Below are 18424 nucleotides of genomic sequence, written 5' to 3' on the forward strand. Positions count from 1 at the left end.
TTGTGTTCGGTGAATACGTCTGACGCTCAATCGTATTCGGTTACTCGCTTGCCGATGGCCGGGCTGAGCGCATCGAGTTCAGCGAGCACATCGGTTGCGGCCCAGATTTGGTTACGCTTGCTCGACGACAGCACTTCGAGAATGCCGATGTCGGTGAGCTTTCCCAATGCTCGATAGACACGCCCGTCGTTCGTGCCTGCAAGACGCTGTGTGATCTCCGTTCGCCGAACCGCAGCCAACCTCGAGCTTCCCTGAGTTTATGGGGTCCAAGCTCAGGAAATCGCTCGGTTGGTGGCGGTTGTGAGTCACGACATCGGTAGCCGCTGTTCCTGCTCGGGCGTATGGGCTGTCGAGGTGCGGGACCCCGTTCACCACTCTGCCCAGTGTGAGCAAGCAGTGCCGCACTACGTCTCGGCGTGGCCTGCGTATCCTCGCGGCGTGACCGACGACGCCAGGTTTTCAAACGTCAGCGGCTTCCCGGCTGCTGTTCCAGGAACAGTGTTCGATGCCGCGCCGAGCAAGTCGTCGACGCTGGGCGATCACTATGACCACCCCGTCCCCTCGCCGCGACGTCCACGGCGAGCCAAGGTGGTGACCTACCGGGTGCGGGTCGACCTGCAGGACGCCGAGCCTGCTCTGTGGCGTCGTTTGGAACTGTCATCCGATCTGTTTCTCGACGAACTGCACGAGGTACTACAGGCTGCCTTCGGCTGGACCGACAGCCATCTGCACGAATTTCGTAGCGGACCGGGCTATCACGATCTCGAGGTTGAACGGTATCTGTGTCCATTCATGCTCGAAGAGGATGACGACGGAGTGGCGGAGGAGCGCGTTCGTCTGGATGAGCTGCTCGTCGATCCCGGCGACTGCCTCTCCTATTGCTACGACTTCGGTGACGACTGGCTGCATGTGGTCGCGCTCGAGGCGGTATTGCCGCACTCTGCCGTGACGCGCCGGGCGATCTGCACGGCCGGGCGGCGTCCCGGGCCGCCCGAGGATTGCGGTGGGATCGGCGGATACGAACTTGTCGCCGCGGCAGCCGATGCCGGACATCCAGATCACGCCGAGGCGCTACGGACCTTCCGCGAGTGGCATGGGGACGTCGATCCGGATCACTTTCGGCCCACACCATTCGATATCGACGGAATCAATTCTGCCCTGACGGAATTCGGTACCGGCGAGGCTGCGCCGCGGCCCGATGACGCCGATGGCGCGATACTGCATGCGCCCGCGGTACTCGCGGCGCTCTGGGCTCGGTTGCCGGCCTCGACCGCTCGGCGAAAACTGTTGGCGCTCATCGGTCGAACCGAATTCGACTGCCCCGTACAGATCGATGCGGATGAAGCCGAGCGTGTCGTGCGGCCTTACCGATGCCTGCTCGACCACATCGGCGTCGACGGGGTCGCGCTGACGCAGGCGGGTTATCTGCCGCCACGTGTGGTCTCGGCCGTATTCACCGAGTTGGGGATGGATGAGCATTGGATCGGCAAGGGGAACCGGGAGGATATGACACCGCAGGTGCTCGAGCTTCGCGAGTCCGCGCAGAAACTTGGATTGGTTCGTAAACATCGTGGGCGACTGCATGTTACGAAGACGGCGCAGTCGCTGCGGGAGGATCCGGTCGCGCTGTGGCGACATCTCGCCGCGAAGACCCCCGAACTGACTCGCAACACCTTCGAACGAGAGGCCGGGCTCTTCTATCTGTGCGCGCTCGCCGGCGGCGCCGCGGAACCCGTCGACGTCACCGCGCGATCGTTGACGGCGCTGGGCTGGTGCTCCGCTGACAATATTTGCTGCACCTCAGCCGATGCCGCCGCGGGAGTACGGCATGTGCGGGACATGCTCGACAGGCTTGGCCTACTTCGACGCGCGGATCGTCTTGGCCTGCATACCGAACCGACGCATGGAGCGCGCCTGTTCGCGAAGGCCGCGCTGGTCGACTGATCGCCGATGTATCAACCTGGAACGGCATCTTGACCGAACTCACTTACCGCCTCGTCCGAACCGCCGATCCACCCAGTCGGCGGCGTTGGACAACAGTCGACGAACGGCCGGGCTGTCGTAGGTGGCGATGTCGGCTGAGGCCGCGGCCGCTGCCATTGCGTCCAGCAGGCCCTCACGCTGCCGGTCGATCTCAATTCGCAGCCAGTCGGGCTGGATGTGCAGGGCCGGAGCGAACCGCACCCAATTGTCGACCGTAATTCGATCGGCATGGAACATCCCTCCGACGGACATCGACAAGCTGTTCCCGGAACCGTCGGAATAGGCGAGATGGGAGTTGAGGTCGTACAGCGGTGCCAGACGGATGGTCTGTCCGCTGAGTAGAAGCGAATAGTTGCGGGCGTGAGCGTCCGTGCCGCAGACGAGCCAATTGAAGATGAGCGCCCGAACGAGTCGGCGCACGTCATCCGATGGTTGCCGACTTTCGCGGCGAATCAGATCGGCCAGCGAGACTGCGCCCGGACCGCCCTGGCTTTCGTACTTGCGGGTGGGCCACATGCCCAGTGCCTGGCACATGTCTTCCTGGTGCACGCGAATCCACCGGCCGTCGGATTGCTGGGCGCGGTCGTAGCGCTCCACGACGATGGCGCGCTCATCGCCGAACTCTTCGACCGAACACTTTGCGACGCTCAGTCCGAGGTTGCTCGCCGTGCGTAACGTCACGGCCTCCACCAGATCCTGGTCGGTCATGCCGGGAATGGCAGGTTTGACGATGTGAGTGGACGGCACGCTGCCTGACGGGTCGGTCCAGCCGTCTTCGGTGCGGTGAAGTGCGATTTTCGCTTGAGCCCCCGCGAGGGAGAACTTGCCCTGCCCGTTGTCGATATCCGATACAGGCAGGTCCGCCTTGGCGCGGCGAAGCATTTCCGCGATTCGAGGACCATCCAATTTGATCAGGCGTCCGGATCGTTCCAGCACGGCGTCGAGGCGTTCGGGGCGAACGAACTGCGCAGCGCCGGCGAGGTCCTCGCCGACATGCCGCAAGAGAGAGTAGGCGTCGGTTTCGTGGGAGATGCCGAACTGACGTCGCCACTGTCGAAGGGTTTCGGGGCGATCCGGCAGAAGGCCGGAGAGCCACGGATCCAAGATCGATTCTCGGTATCGCCCTATCGGGCCAGGCATCGACACCGACAGCGGGGTGAAACTCTGCCCGCGAGAGTCCGAATAGCGCAGTCGCATCCGGCGTTTTCCCGTGCGCTGGACATCGCCGATCACGCGGCCGTTCATCACGACAAATAACTGACGCTCGTTCGCGATGCTCATTGGTTGTACTTCTCGAGGTGCGCTTCGAGGTCGATTGGTTCATCGTCGATGGACTTGTCTGTGCCGGTTCGGAATCTTTCCGGCGGAGTCAGCATGAGTGTCACGCCCAGGGCCGCGGCAACACGCATGACCATGTCGAGCGGTGCGGATGGCTTGTCACCCATCTCGAAGGAGTTGAGCCACTGCCGCCCCACGTCGGCCAGCGCCGCCAGCGCGGACTGGGTGACGCCGTCGGCAACCCTGACCTCGCGCAGGGCAGGTCCCAGGTCGTCGGCTCGATCCACCCTTGCTGTCGCCATACGGCGACATTACCTTATGTCGCCGTATGGCGACACGAGTCCGCAATGCGACTTCAGTCGGACCCGAGTAGAGCGCTTGAGGCGTCGGCCGCATCTGCTGCGCTGTCGCCGTATGGCGACAATAGAAGATGTCGTCGTACGGCGACATTCAGAACAACTCTTCGGCCTCCGCAGCAGGTCGTGGTCGCTGTACAGCAGGGTAATCGGGGCTGCTGCACGGTGATGTTCACGTGCCTGTCTACAACAGACCGGATTCCTCGAGCCCGGCGCGCAGGCGTTGCTGATGCTCCGGCGGGCCCTGCCGGTATGGCATACGCAGCGCGTCGGAGGAGATGACGCCGAGCATTTTCATCGCGGCTTTGGACTGGATGGCGCCCTGTGAGACGTGCATGATCGCGTCGACGGCGGGGATGAGACGCCGGTGGATCTCGCGTGCCCGAGACAGGTCGCCGCGGTCGACGGCGGCGATCATCTCCGCGTAGCGGTCGCCCGCGACGTGACCGACCACCGACACGATGCCGGTCGCGCCTTGAGCGAGGTGTGGGAGGTTGACGACGTCGTCGCCGGAATACCAGAGCAGGTCGGTCTGCGACATGAGCCGGCTGGCCTCGAAGAAATCACCCTTGGCATCTTTGACGGCGCGCACGGCGGGAATGTCGGCCGCGCGGCGAATGGTATCGGTGCTCAGCGCCGTCCCGGTCCGGCCCGGGATGTCGTACAGCATGACCGGCACACCGCCACCGGCCTCGGCGACCAGACGGAAGTGTTCGAGGATGCAGTCCTGCGGCGGCTTGTTGTAGTACGGCGTGACAACGAGCAGAGCGTCGGCCCCGCAGGCAACCATCTCGCGCGCCGCACGAGTGGAATGCTCGGTGTCGTTGGTGCCGCAGCCGGCCATCACCGCGACGCGGTCGCCCACAGCCTCGACCACCGCCCGCACGCAGGCGTAGTCCTCCTCGTCGGTGGTGGTGGCGGACTCACCCGTGGTTCCGTTGACCAGCAATCCGTCATGGCCGTGGTCGGCGAGATATACGGCGAGGTTCTGCAGGCCGTCGTAGTCGATCGAGCCGTCGGCGTGCATGGGGGTCACCATCGCCGTGATGACTCGACCGAAGGGGGTGTCCACCATGATCGTGAGATTACATCCGGCGAGCACCTCACCGCCCGTGTGCAAGGCCCGTGCCCACGCGAAGTGCGTCGTCGGGGTGGTTCCACGGGCGCTGGCCGGGGACAAAAGCCTCAACCGGCGACCGGCCCGACCACTCTTGCCGTGGTCGAGCGCGGCGTAAAATCGCGTCAGAGGGTTTTCCCTATGCGACAGCGATGGTGGGTGTGGATTGCCGCGTTCCTGATGACACTGGGAATGTGCACTACGTTCGCGTGCAGTAGCGGCACCGGACCCGAGCCTGCCCCACCCGACTCGACCACATCTTCCCGGGCAGGGGCGCCCGTGCTGGTCGCGAAGATAGACAACAGTCCGCAGGCACGGCCACCGGTAGGGCTCGGAGCCGCCGATGTGGTCTACGTCGAGCCGGTCGAGGGTGGTTCGAGCCGGTTGGCCGCCGTGTTCTCGACTCACAAACCCCCGGTGATCGGACCTATCCGCAGCGCGCGGGAGACGGATCTGACGCTGTTGGGCCAGTTCGGCAACCCGACCTTGGCATCCTCTGGTGCCGCACCCGAGCTGGTGGCATCGATCGATTCCGCCTCGCTCCAGAACGCCTCGGCCGATCGGCAATCCGCGGCGTACTACCGCGACTACAGTCGCGCCACGCCGCACAACCTGTTCGTCCGCTCTGATCAGTTGCCCGTGGGCGGCGGCTGGCCGCCGGCTTCGCAGCTGCCCTTCGGTCCTGCGCCTGTCGGCGGCCGGCCCACGCAACATGAGGAAGCGCGGTATCCGGACGCGGCGATCGGTTTCGACTGGTCACCCAGCAACCACCGGTGGCTGGTGTCCATGGACGGTGCCGCCTACACCACCGCCGATACCGGACAGCTCATGGCAAGTACGGTCGTGCTGCAGAGTGTGCAGGTGCGCGATTCGGCGATCCACGACGTCGCGGGCAGCGTCTCACCCGTGGCCCGGACGACTGGTAGCGGTCGGGCACTCGTACTTCGTGACGGTCGAGCGTTCCCGGCCGTGTGGTCCCGGCCCTCCCCACAGGCAGGCACAACCTATACAACCCCCACCGATACAGCCATCTCCTTCGCGCCGGGGCAGCTTTGGACAGTTCTGATTCCAGAGCAGCTCTGGTGACCCCTGTCCTCGTGGTGGGATCGGCGGAAGCTTCTCTCGAACCTCGAACGGTCGAAGTGGCTGGCGAACAGTGGTTTTCGTCCACCGGTGTCTATACTGACCGAGGATCGGTGTTCGATCGGCACGGAGGGGGCTCTGATGAAAATTACTCCGGAATCCTTGGTAGAGGCAGCTCTGACCATAGGCAAGCTCGGTGATGAAATCGAGGACAAGAAGGTCTTCCCGGATCTGAAGGCCGAACGCGGCATCCTGGCTCTGATCGGTTCGCCGATCGCCGGTGCGTTGGGCGATGTCGATGGCGCGAGTCTCGTTGCCCAGCAGGTCATCGCCTCACGCCACGCCGCCGTGGCCGACTTGCTCTACACGACCGCGGCGCAGTTCAAAGATCAGGACCAGGAGCTCGCGGACAAACTGGCCAAGTTCGGCGATCTGAACTCGACGGGGGCCTGATCATGGGAACGCCGACGAAATCTCAAGTCGCAAAGTGGAAATCGGGCATGCTGCAACAGGTGTCCACCACTGCGGGCACTATCCGCGATGCCATCGACACACGAGCCGATGCGATGCAGCGCACCATTCACGGCCTCGATTGGTCCGGCGCGGCGAACACCGCGGCGACGGGCCGCGCCGACCGCGAACGCAGCCAGCAACGCGCTGTGGCCACCGCCTACGACGACCTGTGCACCACACTCGCAGGTGCCGAAGGCGACACCGGCTGGGTGATCGACAGGATCAAACAGACCGTGGCGAACTTGCCGACGACCTGGACTGTCGCCGAAGATTTCACCGTCACCCCGCCGAAAGGGGCCAGTGCGCCGGAGGTCAATCAGGCCGCCAACGACACCGCCAGTTTGCAGAGCCTGGCCGACAGTCTGGGCCGGGCGATGGATAAGTGGGCACCGAAAATCTCCCAGGCTGTGGCCGATATCGGTCAGCTCGCACCCATCGCTGCCGAGAAACACACCGCGAATCCCGATGGCCAGTTCACCGCGCAACAGGCTCAGACCGACCTCCAAGCGGTCCGCAACGGCACGGCCGATGCCGCAACCCTGGCGCGACTGAAGGCAGCGACCACCTTGGCAGCCGACGAGAAGGACGCGTTGGCGAACGGCAAGGGCGTCAACCTGCCCCAATTCGAATACCTGCAAGCGCTGTCCAAGAGCATGAACGGTATGAGTGGACAGGACATCGCCAACCTGGGCAGCAAGCTCCCCGGAACTGGCAAGGACCAGGTACAGGCCGCCATCGCCAACGACTTCCGCTTGGTATCCGACACACAGGTCCACTCGGCCGGACTCAACGGCCAGACCGGCGCCCTCACCGGTGGCATGAGCCAGCTACCCGACACCATTCAGAACGCGTTGAAAAGCCAGCCGGGTGACCTGGCCGAGTTCAACAGTCTCAATTCACTCGGCACCCTGATGTCCAAGGGAGACACCACGATCCAGGGCAGTGATATCAATCGCGGGCTGATCAAGCAGGGCTCCGAACTCGCGGCTTTCACAACTGCGCACCCTGGTCTCAAAGACGGCCCGGTCCCCGGAATAGCGAACGCCTTCCTGAACGACGCGGCCGGGGATCACGCCGCGATCCACGATGCCATCCTCGCGAATCCCAACAGTTCGGATGCGGATGCTCGCGCCGCCGCGGATCGGATGAACGCCACCTGCGCCAATGGCGGAAAATACTACGGGAACCAGCACGTACTCGATATCCTCCAACACCAGTGGTCGCCGGACCAGCACGGCGCGCAGAACGTGTTCAAATGGATCGGCGACGACGCGACCCTCCCGAAGGGCACCTTCGCCAACAATGAGGCGGGACAGACGGCGTACGGCCTGGCCTCGATCCTCGGGGATTCGAACAACAAATCCTTGCTGAACAGCCCCGATAATCCCCTGGGAGCAAAGAATCCAGCGCTTACACAGACTCTCGCGAATACCTTGTCGCCCTACCTGGGCAATTTCGCCGGAGTCACGGATGCTCCCGGATTGAACATTCTCAACAGTGCGCCGGTCGACTCCGCTGGACACCAAATCCAATCCCCGTTCCACGATTCCAGTGAACTGGGCGGCATGCTCGCGGTACTCGACTCCGATCCGCAGGCGGCACGCACCATCAATAGCGCGGGCATGCAGTGGCACGATGCGCTCGAATACGCGTCCGGAGTCAACACCGATCACGCGGCGTCGCTGCAAGCCAACGCGTCCAATCTGCAATCGGCCCTTACCAATGGGCTGACCACTGATATCAACGCTCACGCGGCTGAACGTTCCTACCAAGCGTCGCAGGAGTACGCGGACAAAGGTGTGTTCGCCGATGGGGTAACCAGCGTTGTCCAGACCGGTGCTGCGATTGCCGGACCGGAAAGTGCGGTGGCCGTGCCTGTCGTCAATGGTATCGCCGCGACCGTGGACTCATATATCAAGGCCGATGTCATCGCCAACCCGGCCGATCCGGCGCATCCCCTCCCTGACGACAAGGTATCGTCCGAACTGCAATCAATCCTCAAGTCCACCCAGAACGACACCATTCGAGACGAATACCTGCAAACTCAGGGATATGTTCAACAGCACCCCGAAGCGGCGAGTTATTTCGAACAGTCCGACGGAAGTAACCTCGTGACGAATTGGAATAACGTAGCTACCGGAGACGGGCTGAATACATGGCGCAACGACTATAATCGATTCCAGCACGACATGAACCTGCAACTTCCCGAAACTGTTTTCCCTGGTCCAGATCCATCGAAATCGGAACCTATCACCGAATCCGATATTGCGCCGCGAAGCCAGCAAAAGCCTCCGGGGTCGAAGTGACAAAACTTTGCAGGATGCTGGTAATTCTCGTAATATTCGGATCCGCAGGCTGCAGTCAGGGGCCCTCTGGGCAGCCGGATAACCCTTCCGCTGCGCTCACGGCGCCAAGTCTGCAGCCGCCGACTCAAGGCCCGGACATTAGCCCCAAAGTGATTTATGATCCGTGCACGATGATCCCGGACAGTGTCGTCGAAAAAGCCGGATACGACCCTGCAACACGTAAGCGGTACGCAGGAACAGCGAAACCGCCGACGATCATATTCGGATGCAAGTTCGATGATGATCTGCACGGATTAATAAAACCGAAGTCGACACTGGATGTAGCATCGTCCAACGAGAACTTGGATGTAGATCGAAAGTACTGGAACGATCCACCGCATCCGGACCAGCCGGTCAAATCGGTAACCGTGAACAGGAGAGTTGGATTCGAGGTGACCAACTTTCCTGGTTATGAATGCTATATATATCTTCCGACGAAGTCGGGAGATATGGCGATAATCTGGCACAGTATTATCATGGATCACACCAATCCATGCGACGGTGTTCTGGATATCGCCAATATAATCGAACCGACCATCGGGGACAATAATTGAATCGTCGGCTGCCTGTGCGACATTGTCTGTGGCGGAATCGACCTCGGTTACCTGCGCCCACCGCTCGTTACCGTCCTGGCAACGGGTGCGCTGAGATCGAGGTATCGGTGATGGCTGTTTGCGCTGTCATGTGGCTGTCGTCGATCAGCGCAGCGACTCGACAGTCAGAATATGTGCCAGCGTCGAGTGAGCTCGCCGTCGCGGAGTGAGTTGACGCGGTGAGTGAATTCGCGTGCATGATCTGAGCTGACGTCGACCAACTGCATGAGCCAGGTGACCATGGTGAGTTCTCGAACGGCGCGTAGCACGGGATATTCCGGTAGTTCGGTGACGTCACGTCCGTAGATTCTGCTGAATTCGCCATATTCGCCACGGGGCATGTCGAACCGATCGACGGTCATGGCAGTGGTGGTGAGGTCCCATTGCCAGGGGCCGCGGGCAACGACTTCGAAGTCCGACAGCAATGGCCCTGATGCGGTGGGGATGATATTGCCGAGGTGGGCATCCCCGTGGATGACAGTGGACGAGTTGCCGAATCCGAGTGCGGCGTAACGAGTTTTCAGGTCGTGGTAGAGGTCGGTGAGGTAGGCCACGTCGGCGGGGTCGGCGTGACCGGGGTTGGCCAGTCGGGTGGGAATTTTGGCGAACGGATCGAATTGTGGCAGCGGATGGTCGGGTGCGGGTAGTCGGTGGAAGTCACGAAGTAGCGCCGCCAGGTCGTTATTGGTGGCTTCGCCGTGGATGTCGACGAGGTCCCAGAACGTGATGAGCCGTCCGTCGGCCTGTATCGGTTGGGGAATGCGTTCGGCCACCGTGATAGCGGGATACTCGTGGTGGGCGAGCCAGCGGGCGACGGCCAGTTCTTTGTCTACGACGGCTTGTTGCCGCGCCGTGCGGGTCACGCGAGCGACGATGCCTTGGGAGCGCAGACGATAGATAGCGTTTTCGCCGATTCTGATCAGCTCGGCATCGCCGGTGTCGATGCCTGCTTCGAGGGCGGCGAAATCTAGGGCATGTCGAGCAGTTTCAGGGCTGAGGGGCGCGACGATCTCGCGTGTCATCGTCGGAAGTGTAATTGACACAGGCGGTTTCGTGGTCGAGTCCTCGGTGAGAGCACGTTGGCGGGTAGCTATCAGGCGGTGCCATCGCCCTGCGGTGGTGTCACGGCCGTCGATCCACTGCGCAGTGGGAAGTTCGGGGGCCGGTTGGGTGTCGTCGAAGAAGTGGGTGATTTCGACGAGGTAGGCGTATTCCCCTCCCATGGTGCTGAGCGTGAGCTGCTCTCGTGCGGCAATCAGGTGGTCTGTTTCGCGGCGGATGGCGTGGTGGAAGCATCTGGAAAACCGGATGTAGGCGACCGCTGAGCCGAGCCCGGCCGCATCGGCCCGGGCTTCCAGTTCGTCGAATCGAGTGGGCAGGTCGGGGTCGAACCCGGCGTCCAGTAGCAGAGTGGCAGTTTCAATCTGGGTTTCCGACCAGTTTTGTTTGATGCCGTGCAGCAGTTTGTTCGCCAAGGCGATCTGCTGGCGGGCTCGGCCGCCGTCGTCGAGGGCGGCAGCAAACGCGAGTCCGGCTTGCGCCAATACCGCGTGTCCAGGGTTGTCGGCGGCAAGGGCGGCTCGGCGTGCGGTGGCGTAGGCGTCGCAGGCCGCGGCGATACTTCCCTGGGTCCACCAGAGATGGCCGAGTGCGCGGTGGTAGTGCGTGTCACGGTCGAGGGCCTCGATGGCGGCGAGGGCATCATCGAAGCGCCCAACGTGTCGGGCGATATGTGACACTCCGCGTAGGGCCTCGCCGGCCATGGGGCTGTTACCCGCCGCGACGCGGCGCATGTTGTCGGCCGAGGCACCGTAGAGACCGAGGTGGCGTTGACTCTCGGCGAGAAAGTACCTGGCGAGGTCTTGTGCGGGCTCAGGCAGCAGGTTCCAGCTCAGCACGGTGCGCAGTTCGTCGGCGCTGTCGCGTCGGTGGGCGCGTTGCCCCTGGGAGATGGCGTGCAGAGTACGGGCCAATGCCATTGCCGGGCTGGGGGAGTGCGACCCCTCGGGTATTTCCACGGGTTCCCACACCGATTCGATGACGTACTGCCAGGCCGCGTCGGTGAGCCAACCGGGGGCGAGCCCGAATTCGCACGCCAACCGCAATCCTTCAGTGAGGCATGACATCAAACCCTGGCGCCAGCGGTAGCCGCCGCGGACGGGTACCCGGGTTCCGAGGGCATCGAAGGTCGACTGTGCGGCGCGTCGCCAATCATCGGGCGACCAGCGATCTTCGGCGGTGGCGTCCGCTTCCCGCACTGCGGAGCGGATGACGTCGTGTAGCCGGAACGGCCAAGGCGCGAAAGGATCGTCGATGACGATCGGGCGCTCGATCAGGTTACGAACCGGGGCGTCGTGGCGCAGTCCGGAGGCCGTGGTCGCCAGGTCGACAGTGAACGAGTCCAGCAGGCTAACGGTGCGTAGCACGGTCCGTTCGTCGGTGGTCAGGTCTCGAACAACTCGGGCGACCAGGGCGGGGAAGTCGCGCTGGAACTCCTCGCGTCCGGGTGGTGTTCCGGTGCGATCGAGCAATTCGACGAATCGCATCACGGCCAGATCCAGATACAGCGGCAATCCGTGTGAGCGTGCGACGATCTCGGCGCGCACCGGGGCGGAGATCACGGGTTCGCCGGCGCGGGTGAGTCTGGTGCGCAAGTACTCTTCACAGTCGTCTTCGGAAAGGAAACCGACCAGGTGCTGGCGCGGCTCGCCGACGGCAGTGGCGGTCAGTCCCGGCCAACGCGCCGGTCCAGTCCAATCGAGTTGTCCCTCCAACAGTTCGGTATCCCATTGAAGGCGGTTGCGGCCAGTGATGATGAACAGCGCGTTGGGCATCAGCCACACCATTCGCTGGAACAGTTGCTCCACATCGCGATAGCTGCGCCCAGCGATTTCCTCGAAGGTGTCGAACAAGATGACGGGTGTGCCGGTGTGCTTGGCCGGTAATTGAGCCAGGTCCCACGCAAGCAGGTACGGCATATAGCTGAGGGTAGTGATGTCCTGGTCGGCCTCCAGAATATCCGCCAGGCGGTCGCAACCCGCCAGAGCGCGCACCGCGTCACGATGTTCGCGCAATGCCTTGACCAGGGCTCTCGTGACGGCGGCCGCCGTTGCGCCCACCGCGGTCGGTATTTGCAGCTTGTCGGCGATGTCTTCCACTGCCACCGAAATGTCCTTGGGAAGCGATACCGATCGTGACAACCGCCGCAGGAAACTGTTGCGCTGCAGATAACCGTCCAGCGGTTCTCCAGGGTGATTGACCTCCCAGTAATGTCGTATCGCCAGGTCGAACGCGCACAGCGGCCGCCCCAGCCTGCCGACGGCGAGCCGCACGGCCAAGACCGCGTCCTCGAGATCCACACCGGACTGACGGGACAGGTCGATGCGCACCGGCAGTAGTCGACCGACCTCGTCGGGTAGTGCCGACCACCCTGCCGCCGGATGTTCGCCAGACTGCGCCGTCATGTGTGTTTCGAGCTTCTTCGCGAACGTGGTTTTCCCGATGCCGCCGACACCGTAGAAGACCAGGACGTTGCGGCGGGGACTGGCGAAGTCAGTGACGCTGAACCCGGGCGCGGCAGTCGTCGCGACATGGGCAAGAAGGCTTTTGACTACCGCCCGCCACTCGTCGTGCCGGTTTGTGAAGACCTCCTGGGCATTCAGATCCCGGCCGCCGGATGTGAACAGTGAGCGCAGATCCGAAGAAGACACTACGCACCCCCCAATACGATCTCGCCTCAACTGTCGGTGCGAGCCGGGACGCCATGCCCCCGCGTCGCTCGGGTCCGAGTGTACCGGTCGATACGCCGAATATGGCCGAACGGCAACATATTTCGCGTTGGTCAGCCTGCCGATGCCAGGATGGTCGCAGTCGCGGCGACAACTGATCGCCGGTAGTCGGCACCGAACAGGGCCAGATGTACCAGAAGTGGATGTAGTTGGTGGAGTGGTATGCGGTCCTGCCATCCATCGGCCAGAGGAGCCGTCTCGTGGTAGGCCGCGAGGATGTGTTCGAGGTGGGGTGCGCCGAACAGGGCGAGCATCGCGAGGTCGGTTTCGCGGTGCCCGCCGTGTGCGGCCGGGTCGATCACCACGCCGCGGCCGTTCGACCACATCACGTTGCCGGACCACAGGTCGCCGTGGATCCGGCGGGCAGGCTCGGGAGGGCCCGCGAATCGATCAATGTCCTCGATTACCCGCTCGACCGATCGGACCTCTTCCTGTGAGAGGTGAGCGGCACCGCGTCGCAGGAACGGTGCCAGCCGCTTCTGGGCGTACCAGTGCGACCACCGTCCGTCGGAGGGCGTGTTGTCCAATGGAATATCGGCGATATAACCGGCCCACGGGGCGCCGTAGTAGCACGCCGATTGTCTATGGAGGACAGCCAGGTCGCGACCGAATTGTGCGGCAGCTTCCGTTGTGGGCTCTTCGGCCGAAATCCAGGGCAGCACAAGCAATCCGTCGCCAACAGCCAGTACTTCGGGCACCATCGATGCCGGGGCGTTCGCGCCGAGCCACCGCAACCCCGCGGCTTCGGCCGCGAACACCCCAGCATGATCCGAGCTTGCCTTGACGAACACTACGAGACCATCGGCCAGTGTGACGCGGTGCAGTGTCCAGGAATGCCGAGCGCCCAGGTCATGTACGGCGGTGACTGGTCGGCTGAGGAGATCACTCAGCCGAGATTGATCGATACCGCCGACTTCCTCGTTCGGTGTCATCGTCATGAGTCTCCCACGAGGAGAGCGGAACTGGGCTCGATCGTTTGGACAGCTTGCTGCTCTCGGCGGTGGTGACCCGCCAGATTGGCGTGACGGAAGCGGTCGGCAATAGCTGGTCGACCGGGTGCGCGATCTGAGATTTGACGCAGTTGGGTTTTGTTTTCCGTGCCCACTGGTGAACTTGCGTGGGGAGAGCAATTCGCCGGTGGATCGCCCCGATCCGAGGTCATGGGCAATGATGGGAAAGTCGAAAGGCAAGGGAAGCAGATCAATTGAGTACATATCACAGCCTGACGCCGTTGAGCCGCGATGACGCACTCGAAAGGTTGTCATCGAGCGATAGGAGAGCTGCGGGGGAAGCGATAGTGCGTGTGGCGCTTCATGATCCGGATGGCGGATGGATAACCGATCGGGCGCTCGAGCTGATCGCCAGCAGTGACGCGGAGCTGCGGATCGCAGCTGCTACCGCATTGGGGCACGTTGCGCGTATCCACCGGTCGATCGACCGAGCGCGAGTCGTGCCTGCTGTCCGACGACTATTGGACGATCCGGCGACTGCCGGCCGCGCCGAAGACGCCTTGGAAGACATCGAAGTATTCGCGAATCACCCATAACGGTGACGGAAGGCGATCAGGCGCCACGTTTGAGAATCTGAAGCTGTACAACGGATTTCGATGAAACATCAGTCTGATCGTCTGCTCGATGGCGGTCGCTCGAGTCTCGGGGTACCGATCAATCCGAGTCGATCTCCACGGTCGCCAGCAGGCCAACGGCCGTCCGTGGTCGGCGACCGGGCGAGGTCGAACAGGTGTGGTTCAACCCGGAAAATCTCATTGTCGACGGACGTCCCACCCGTGGGGTCCGGCAGCGTCACCGCCAAGATCAGCACGGCCAGTGGCAGGCCGATTGCGATGACGAATCCGAGCGTGATCACTGTTCGCCTCCCGCCTGCTCGGTGATTGTCGGCAACAAGGGGTATCTCTGTGTACTGGTGATCAGGTCGGCGGCTTGGGTGACCCTCAACCACGGCGCGCCAGGCACGAGAGTGCCGAGGTGGGGGATCACGACCGCATCCGCGGCGTACTCGAGCGCGTACTGCACAGCGATCAGCGTGGCCAGGACGGCGACGGTGTCGGTGTGCACGGTGTAGACGATCTGCAGCCGGTGCTGCCGCGTCAGTGCTTCCAAGATGGCCGGGTCGTGGTCACTGTGCAGCAGCGCGATCACTCGTATCGGTTTGTTCATTTCCGTCAAAGCGCTTGTCCCTTCACGATTCGGGATCGAGCGGTGGTCACTGTGCGGCCTCGATGTACTGTGCTGCGAGCCGGAACCGGGGACAGTCGTGCTTGGCGTGATCGGCCATGACGTGGATGGCGTGTGCTCGCCCGCGAATGGGTTCGGTGCTCTTGCAGCTCGCCGGAGAATCGAGGTGGCGGAGGCCTGCGGCGACTCGTTCGAGAAGGTCCCGGTTCCGGGTGTTCCAGAGGCGCAGGGTGGCCGCCATCGACCGGTTGTGCGCGCGCCTGATGGGGAGTTTCGGTAGTTCCTGACGCATGCCGTCGTCGACCGGGGCGATACCGGTCGGCTCCACGTTGATCAGCTCACGGGCGCTGGTTTCGGCTGCGGGTACGGGCATAGCGGTCGGCTCCGGGTTCTGTCGGGGCGAAAGTCGAGCGTGCGCCTCTGCGGTCTGCGGTAATTGATTGCATTCAGCTTCGCCTTGTCGCCGCGTCAGAAGGACACACCGAACCCGTACTGAGCCCGTACCCTGGCGGTACTACAGCGGAGGGGGACGCCGAGAGATGACGATCATCAAGTGGACCGGTCTCGAGGTCGCGGCGCTGCGTACAGCGTTGCGGGACACGCAGATTCAGTTCGCTGACCGGATCGGGTGTTCTCTGGAAGCGGTCGGCAAATGGGAACGCAGAGGTGCCGACATTGCTCTGGGAGCGAAGTACTCCGAGTGCATGGACACCACCCACGGAAGGCTCGACGGCGAGCAGCGGGCGCGCTTCGATGTCGCATTGCAGCAATCGGGCGATACTCGCCATATCGCCAGCATCGAAATATCGTCGCCGAATGGTGCGTTGGTTGGGATCGGTGTGCAGGAGGTCGACAACATGAGACGACGGGATTTCGGCGCCGCTGTCGGTGGGCTGGCCGCTCTCGCTGCGGGTGTTACGAACTCGGATTTGACCGCGACACACACCGAGATTTCAGACCTTGTGTCTGGTGCCCGTGTGGCCCCCGAACTTGTCGACTACTTCCGCTCTCAACTGTCCGGCCATTACACCGCAGACATGTACCTCGGGCCGCTCTACCTCATCCCGACAGTGCGAGCTCAGACGGAACTGATCGAGTGTCTCGCAGGGACCGCTGATACATCGGTACGGTTCGGCCTGCTGGAAATCGGCACTGCGTACGCCGCTCTGCTCGGCTGGCTCCATCAAGACGCGGGTAACCTCGCGGCCTCCGCGAATTGGCGAGACGCCACCTTGTCCCTCGCGCACCGCGGTGGCAACCGCGAGCTCATTTCCTATGCGCTATCAAACATGGCGATGCTCGCATTGGACCACAGCGATGGCCGTACTGTCGTCGACTACGCGCGGGCGGCTCGTGCGGCCGGACCGAAACTGTCTCCGAAGGTCCGCGTAATGGCACTTCAACACGAGGCGCAGGGCCACGCCATGCTTGGCGATCGCCCCACGGCGGAGCGCCTGCTCGATGACGCTTTGTCGCTGATCGACCGTATCGATGACGAGCACCCGTGGGGAAACTCCTGCCGTCGCACCCCGCACCACATGGAGGTACAGCGGGCGACCTGTTATGGGCGCACCGGCAACCGACGAGACGCCATGGATGCGGCCATACTGTGGGACGAGATCATGGACTCGATGCCGGAGACTGCGCGTCGGGACAACGCTGTGTTCCGAGCGAGGCAGGCGGCTGTGCTGTCCACGGTACCGGACCCCGACCGCGCTGTATGGGCAGCAGCAGAGGCGGTGGAGGCAGTTAGAGTCACCGGGTCCGCCAGACTCCGCAGCGAATTGAAGGAGGTTGCCTCCCATGCCCGTTCGTGGGCGGACACCTCAGCCGGGCGTGAGCTGTGCGCTCTCGTAGAGTCTGTCGCATGACCACACTGCCAACTCCGTTGAGTGACAGCGAGATTGCCACCCGTCTTGAGTCCCTGCCCGGTTGGGAGCGCGATGGCGACGAGATCACGCGAACCTTCGCGCACACTTACCATGAGTGCGTGCACTTGGCGGTGTACGTCGCGGCGAAGGCCCGAGAGGTGGGGCACCATCCCGACATGCTGATCACTTGGCAGCGGATCGAGTTTCGGATCACGACCCACGATGTCGGGCGGAAGTTGACCGAGTTGGACTTCGATCTCGCGGGGGATATTGATCGGATCGCGGAAGCTGCCAGCTCGACCCCGGTTGATGGGAAGAGCTGATACTGATGGAAAGCTGGCTGTGACGATGGCCAGTACATTTTCGTCATCGGTGAGTGCGAAGGCCCTTTGCCAAACGAGAGCGGATTCGAGCCGTTCATGCTGAATGCGCTATTCGACCCAAGTATGCGAATCACGGGATTGAATCGTCTCTAACCAATCGGTCTGTATTATTGTCCCGTCAGGAAACATCGGAGTCTCCTGCTCACGAGCAGAGTCGAGCAATGCTAGAACACGCTCTCCATAGCCGGCGGTGTCATCAGGTCGCGTCTCTCGGGTGAGTTCAGCGATACCCCTGATGAGTCCGAATTGTAGACGGAAGCTGCCGAAGCTAGTGGTTTCGAAAGGGATGCTTCCTGTGCGGCCGGCGGGTATCACATCTGTTCCACCGTCGCCAGCGTTGAGGGCGTCGATGAATGGCAGATAGTAGGAATACAGGTAACGGTCCCGCGTCACATCATCGAGTCGGATCGCCTCTTCGTCGGGCTCGACCGGATCGAACGCGTCGACTCTCAGATTGTAGCCACTCGGAAATGAAGCGACGCAGCCCAATGCGAGCCAAGGCGCTTTGCCTTCGACCGAGAGCACCGACCGCTTCTGGTCGATCAGCTTGCCGCGAAGCTTACGCTCCATCGCTCTTGATCGCCCCTTGGCCTCGGCAACGACCCACCCCAAGGGAGCACAGCCGAGTAGATCTGCCCGCTTGCGGCCATTCGCGAAGGTAGTTCCGAATGTCGAGGCATATCGATCGATATGGAGTAGATGGCTTACGCCCACGACCTGGCGGCAGAAGATCGTTGTCATGGCCATGCCGAGAGCGTAGGAGAGCCCGACTAGCTCGGAGCGATCGAGCTCGCGCGCAAGCTGTGAACGAGTGAGAGAGCCGTACGGTTCGCGGCGTATGTATGCCGGGATAAGTGCGGTGCGGTGTAGCCATTCCCACGTAGACCTAGGGCCATGCTTGTAGAGGTCGCCGGGAGCG

At 62.7% G+C, this 18424-nt stretch carries 15 protein-coding genes and 1 pseudogene; 7 read left to right on the plus strand and 9 right to left on the minus strand.

The window, feature by feature from the left end:
* Positions 1 to 26 precede the first annotated feature (26 nt).
* A pseudogene (locus AC5WS7_RS38175) lies at positions 27 to 203 on the minus strand (Fic family protein); the annotation flags it as partial.
* A gap of 235 nt (positions 204 to 438) precedes the next feature.
* On the opposite strand from AC5WS7_RS38175, the gene AC5WS7_RS38180 reads away from it, so the two are divergent.
* Positions 439 to 1944: a plasmid pRiA4b ORF-3 family protein gene (locus AC5WS7_RS38180; RefSeq protein ID WP_495959521.1), complete on the plus strand. Its 1506-nt coding sequence runs from the start codon at positions 439 to 441 to the stop codon at positions 1942 to 1944.
* Positions 1945 to 1983: 39 nt separating this feature from the next.
* Here the strand turns inward: AC5WS7_RS38180 and AC5WS7_RS38185 are convergent, their stop codons facing one another.
* The 3 genes from AC5WS7_RS38185 to dapA form a co-directional block, all read right to left on the minus strand.
* Entirely contained in the window at positions 1984 to 3264 is a 1281-nt protein-coding gene (locus AC5WS7_RS38185; RefSeq protein WP_495959522.1) for a type II toxin-antitoxin system HipA family toxin, read from the minus strand.
* A complete protein-coding gene (locus AC5WS7_RS38190) occupies positions 3261 to 3563 on the minus strand; it encodes a helix-turn-helix transcriptional regulator (protein WP_495959523.1) in 303 nt (100 codons plus the stop codon). The genes AC5WS7_RS38185 and AC5WS7_RS38190 overlap by 4 nt, the downstream gene beginning before the upstream one ends.
* A 238-nt stretch (positions 3564 to 3801) precedes the next feature.
* Positions 3802 to 4692, minus strand: a complete 891-nt coding sequence (gene dapA / locus AC5WS7_RS38195) for a 4-hydroxy-tetrahydrodipicolinate synthase (protein ID WP_495959524.1) — start codon at positions 4690 to 4692, stop codon at positions 3802 to 3804.
* A 141-nt stretch (positions 4693 to 4833) separates the two neighbouring features.
* Here dapA and AC5WS7_RS38200 point away from each other — a divergent pair, with 141 nt between their 5' ends.
* From AC5WS7_RS38200 to AC5WS7_RS38215, 4 genes are all read left to right on the plus strand, one after another.
* Entirely contained in the window at positions 4834 to 5820 is a 987-nt protein-coding gene (locus AC5WS7_RS38200) for a DUF3048 domain-containing protein (protein ID WP_495959525.1), read from the plus strand.
* A 159-nt stretch (positions 5821 to 5979) separates the two neighbouring features.
* A complete protein-coding gene (locus tag AC5WS7_RS38205; RefSeq protein ID WP_495959526.1) occupies positions 5980 to 6270 on the plus strand; it encodes a hypothetical protein in 291 nt (96 codons plus the stop codon).
* 47 nt (positions 6271 to 6317) lie between these two features.
* Positions 6318 to 8636: a TPR repeat domain-containing protein gene (locus AC5WS7_RS38210; protein WP_495959527.1), complete on the plus strand. Its 2319-nt coding sequence runs from the start codon at positions 6318 to 6320 to the stop codon at positions 8634 to 8636.
* 14 nt (positions 8637 to 8650) lie between these two features.
* The gene (locus AC5WS7_RS38215; protein ID WP_495959528.1) at positions 8651 to 9229 is read left to right on the plus strand and encodes a DUF3558 domain-containing protein; all 579 of its coding nucleotides are present in this window, start codon (positions 8651 to 8653) and stop codon (positions 9227 to 9229) included.
* Positions 9230 to 9393: 164 nt separating this feature from the next.
* Here AC5WS7_RS38215 and AC5WS7_RS38220 read toward each other — a convergent pair whose 3' ends face one another.
* The 4 genes from AC5WS7_RS38220 to AC5WS7_RS38235 form a co-directional block, all read right to left on the minus strand.
* Positions 9394 to 12978: a hypothetical protein gene (locus AC5WS7_RS38220; protein WP_495959529.1), complete on the minus strand. Its 3585-nt coding sequence runs from the start codon at positions 12976 to 12978 to the stop codon at positions 9394 to 9396.
* A gap of 131 nt (positions 12979 to 13109) precedes the next feature.
* Positions 13110 to 14270 carry a fructosamine kinase family protein gene (locus tag AC5WS7_RS38225; RefSeq protein ID WP_495959530.1) on the minus strand — a complete coding sequence of 387 codons (1161 nt, stop codon included), beginning with the start codon at positions 14268 to 14270 and terminating at the stop codon, positions 13110 to 13112.
* Between the two features lie 648 nt (positions 14271 to 14918).
* Positions 14919 to 15215, minus strand: coding sequence for a hypothetical protein (locus AC5WS7_RS38230; RefSeq protein WP_495959531.1), 297 nt, complete (start codon positions 15213 to 15215; stop codon positions 14919 to 14921).
* A 64-nt stretch (positions 15216 to 15279) separates the two neighbouring features.
* Positions 15280 to 15624 (minus strand): hypothetical protein, encoded by a 345-nt coding sequence (locus AC5WS7_RS38235; protein ID WP_495959532.1) that lies wholly within the window; start codon positions 15622 to 15624, stop codon positions 15280 to 15282.
* 166 nt (positions 15625 to 15790) lie between these two features.
* Between AC5WS7_RS38235 and AC5WS7_RS38240 the strand changes: the two genes are divergently transcribed.
* Positions 15791 to 17122 carry a helix-turn-helix domain-containing protein gene (locus AC5WS7_RS38240; protein WP_495959533.1) on the plus strand — a complete coding sequence of 444 codons (1332 nt, stop codon included), beginning with the start codon at positions 15791 to 15793 and terminating at the stop codon, positions 17120 to 17122.
* Complete coding sequence (locus AC5WS7_RS38245; RefSeq protein ID WP_495959534.1) at positions 17119 to 17445, plus strand: 4a-hydroxytetrahydrobiopterin dehydratase; 327 nt, start codon at positions 17119 to 17121, stop codon at positions 17443 to 17445. Before AC5WS7_RS38240 ends, AC5WS7_RS38245 begins: the two co-directional genes overlap by 4 nt.
* 108 nt (positions 17446 to 17553) lie before the next feature.
* Here AC5WS7_RS38245 and AC5WS7_RS38250 read toward each other — a convergent pair whose 3' ends face one another.
* Positions 17554 to 18252, minus strand: a complete 699-nt coding sequence (locus tag AC5WS7_RS38250) for a hypothetical protein (protein ID WP_495959535.1) — start codon at positions 18250 to 18252, stop codon at positions 17554 to 17556.
* Positions 18253 to 18424: the final 172 nt, after the last annotated feature.

Source organism: Nocardia sp. PLKS1-43, from assembly GCF_059510335.1.

Bases quoted from the DNA above. Each gene is read 5' to 3' on its own strand.
- AC5WS7_RS38190 (WP_495959523.1), bottom strand. From the start codon at position 3,563: ATGGCGACAGCAAGGGTGGATCGAGCCGACGACCTGGGACCTGCCCTG.
- AC5WS7_RS38210 (WP_495959527.1), top strand. From the start codon at position 6,318: ATGCTGCAACAGGTGTCCACCACTGCGGGCACTATCCGCGATGCCATC.
- AC5WS7_RS38250 (WP_495959535.1), bottom strand. From the start codon at position 18,252: ATGGCCATGACAACGATCTTCTGCCGCCAGGTCGTGGGCGTAAGCCAT.
- AC5WS7_RS38225 (WP_495959530.1), bottom strand. From the start codon at position 14,270: ATGTACTCAATTGATCTGCTTCCCTTGCCTTTCGACTTTCCCATCATT.
- AC5WS7_RS38235 (WP_495959532.1), bottom strand. From the start codon at position 15,624: ATGCCCGTACCCGCAGCCGAAACCAGCGCCCGTGAGCTGATCAACGTG.
- AC5WS7_RS38215 (WP_495959528.1), top strand. From the start codon at position 8,651: ATGCTGGTAATTCTCGTAATATTCGGATCCGCAGGCTGCAGTCAGGGG.
- AC5WS7_RS38245 (WP_495959534.1), top strand. From the start codon at position 17,119: ATGACCACACTGCCAACTCCGTTGAGTGACAGCGAGATTGCCACCCGT.
- AC5WS7_RS38185 (WP_495959522.1), bottom strand. From the start codon at position 3,264: ATGAGCATCGCGAACGAGCGTCAGTTATTTGTCGTGATGAACGGCCGC.
- AC5WS7_RS38240 (WP_495959533.1), top strand. From the start codon at position 15,791: ATGACGATCATCAAGTGGACCGGTCTCGAGGTCGCGGCGCTGCGTACA.
- dapA (WP_495959524.1), bottom strand. From the start codon at position 4,692: ATGGTGGACACCCCCTTCGGTCGAGTCATCACGGCGATGGTGACCCCC.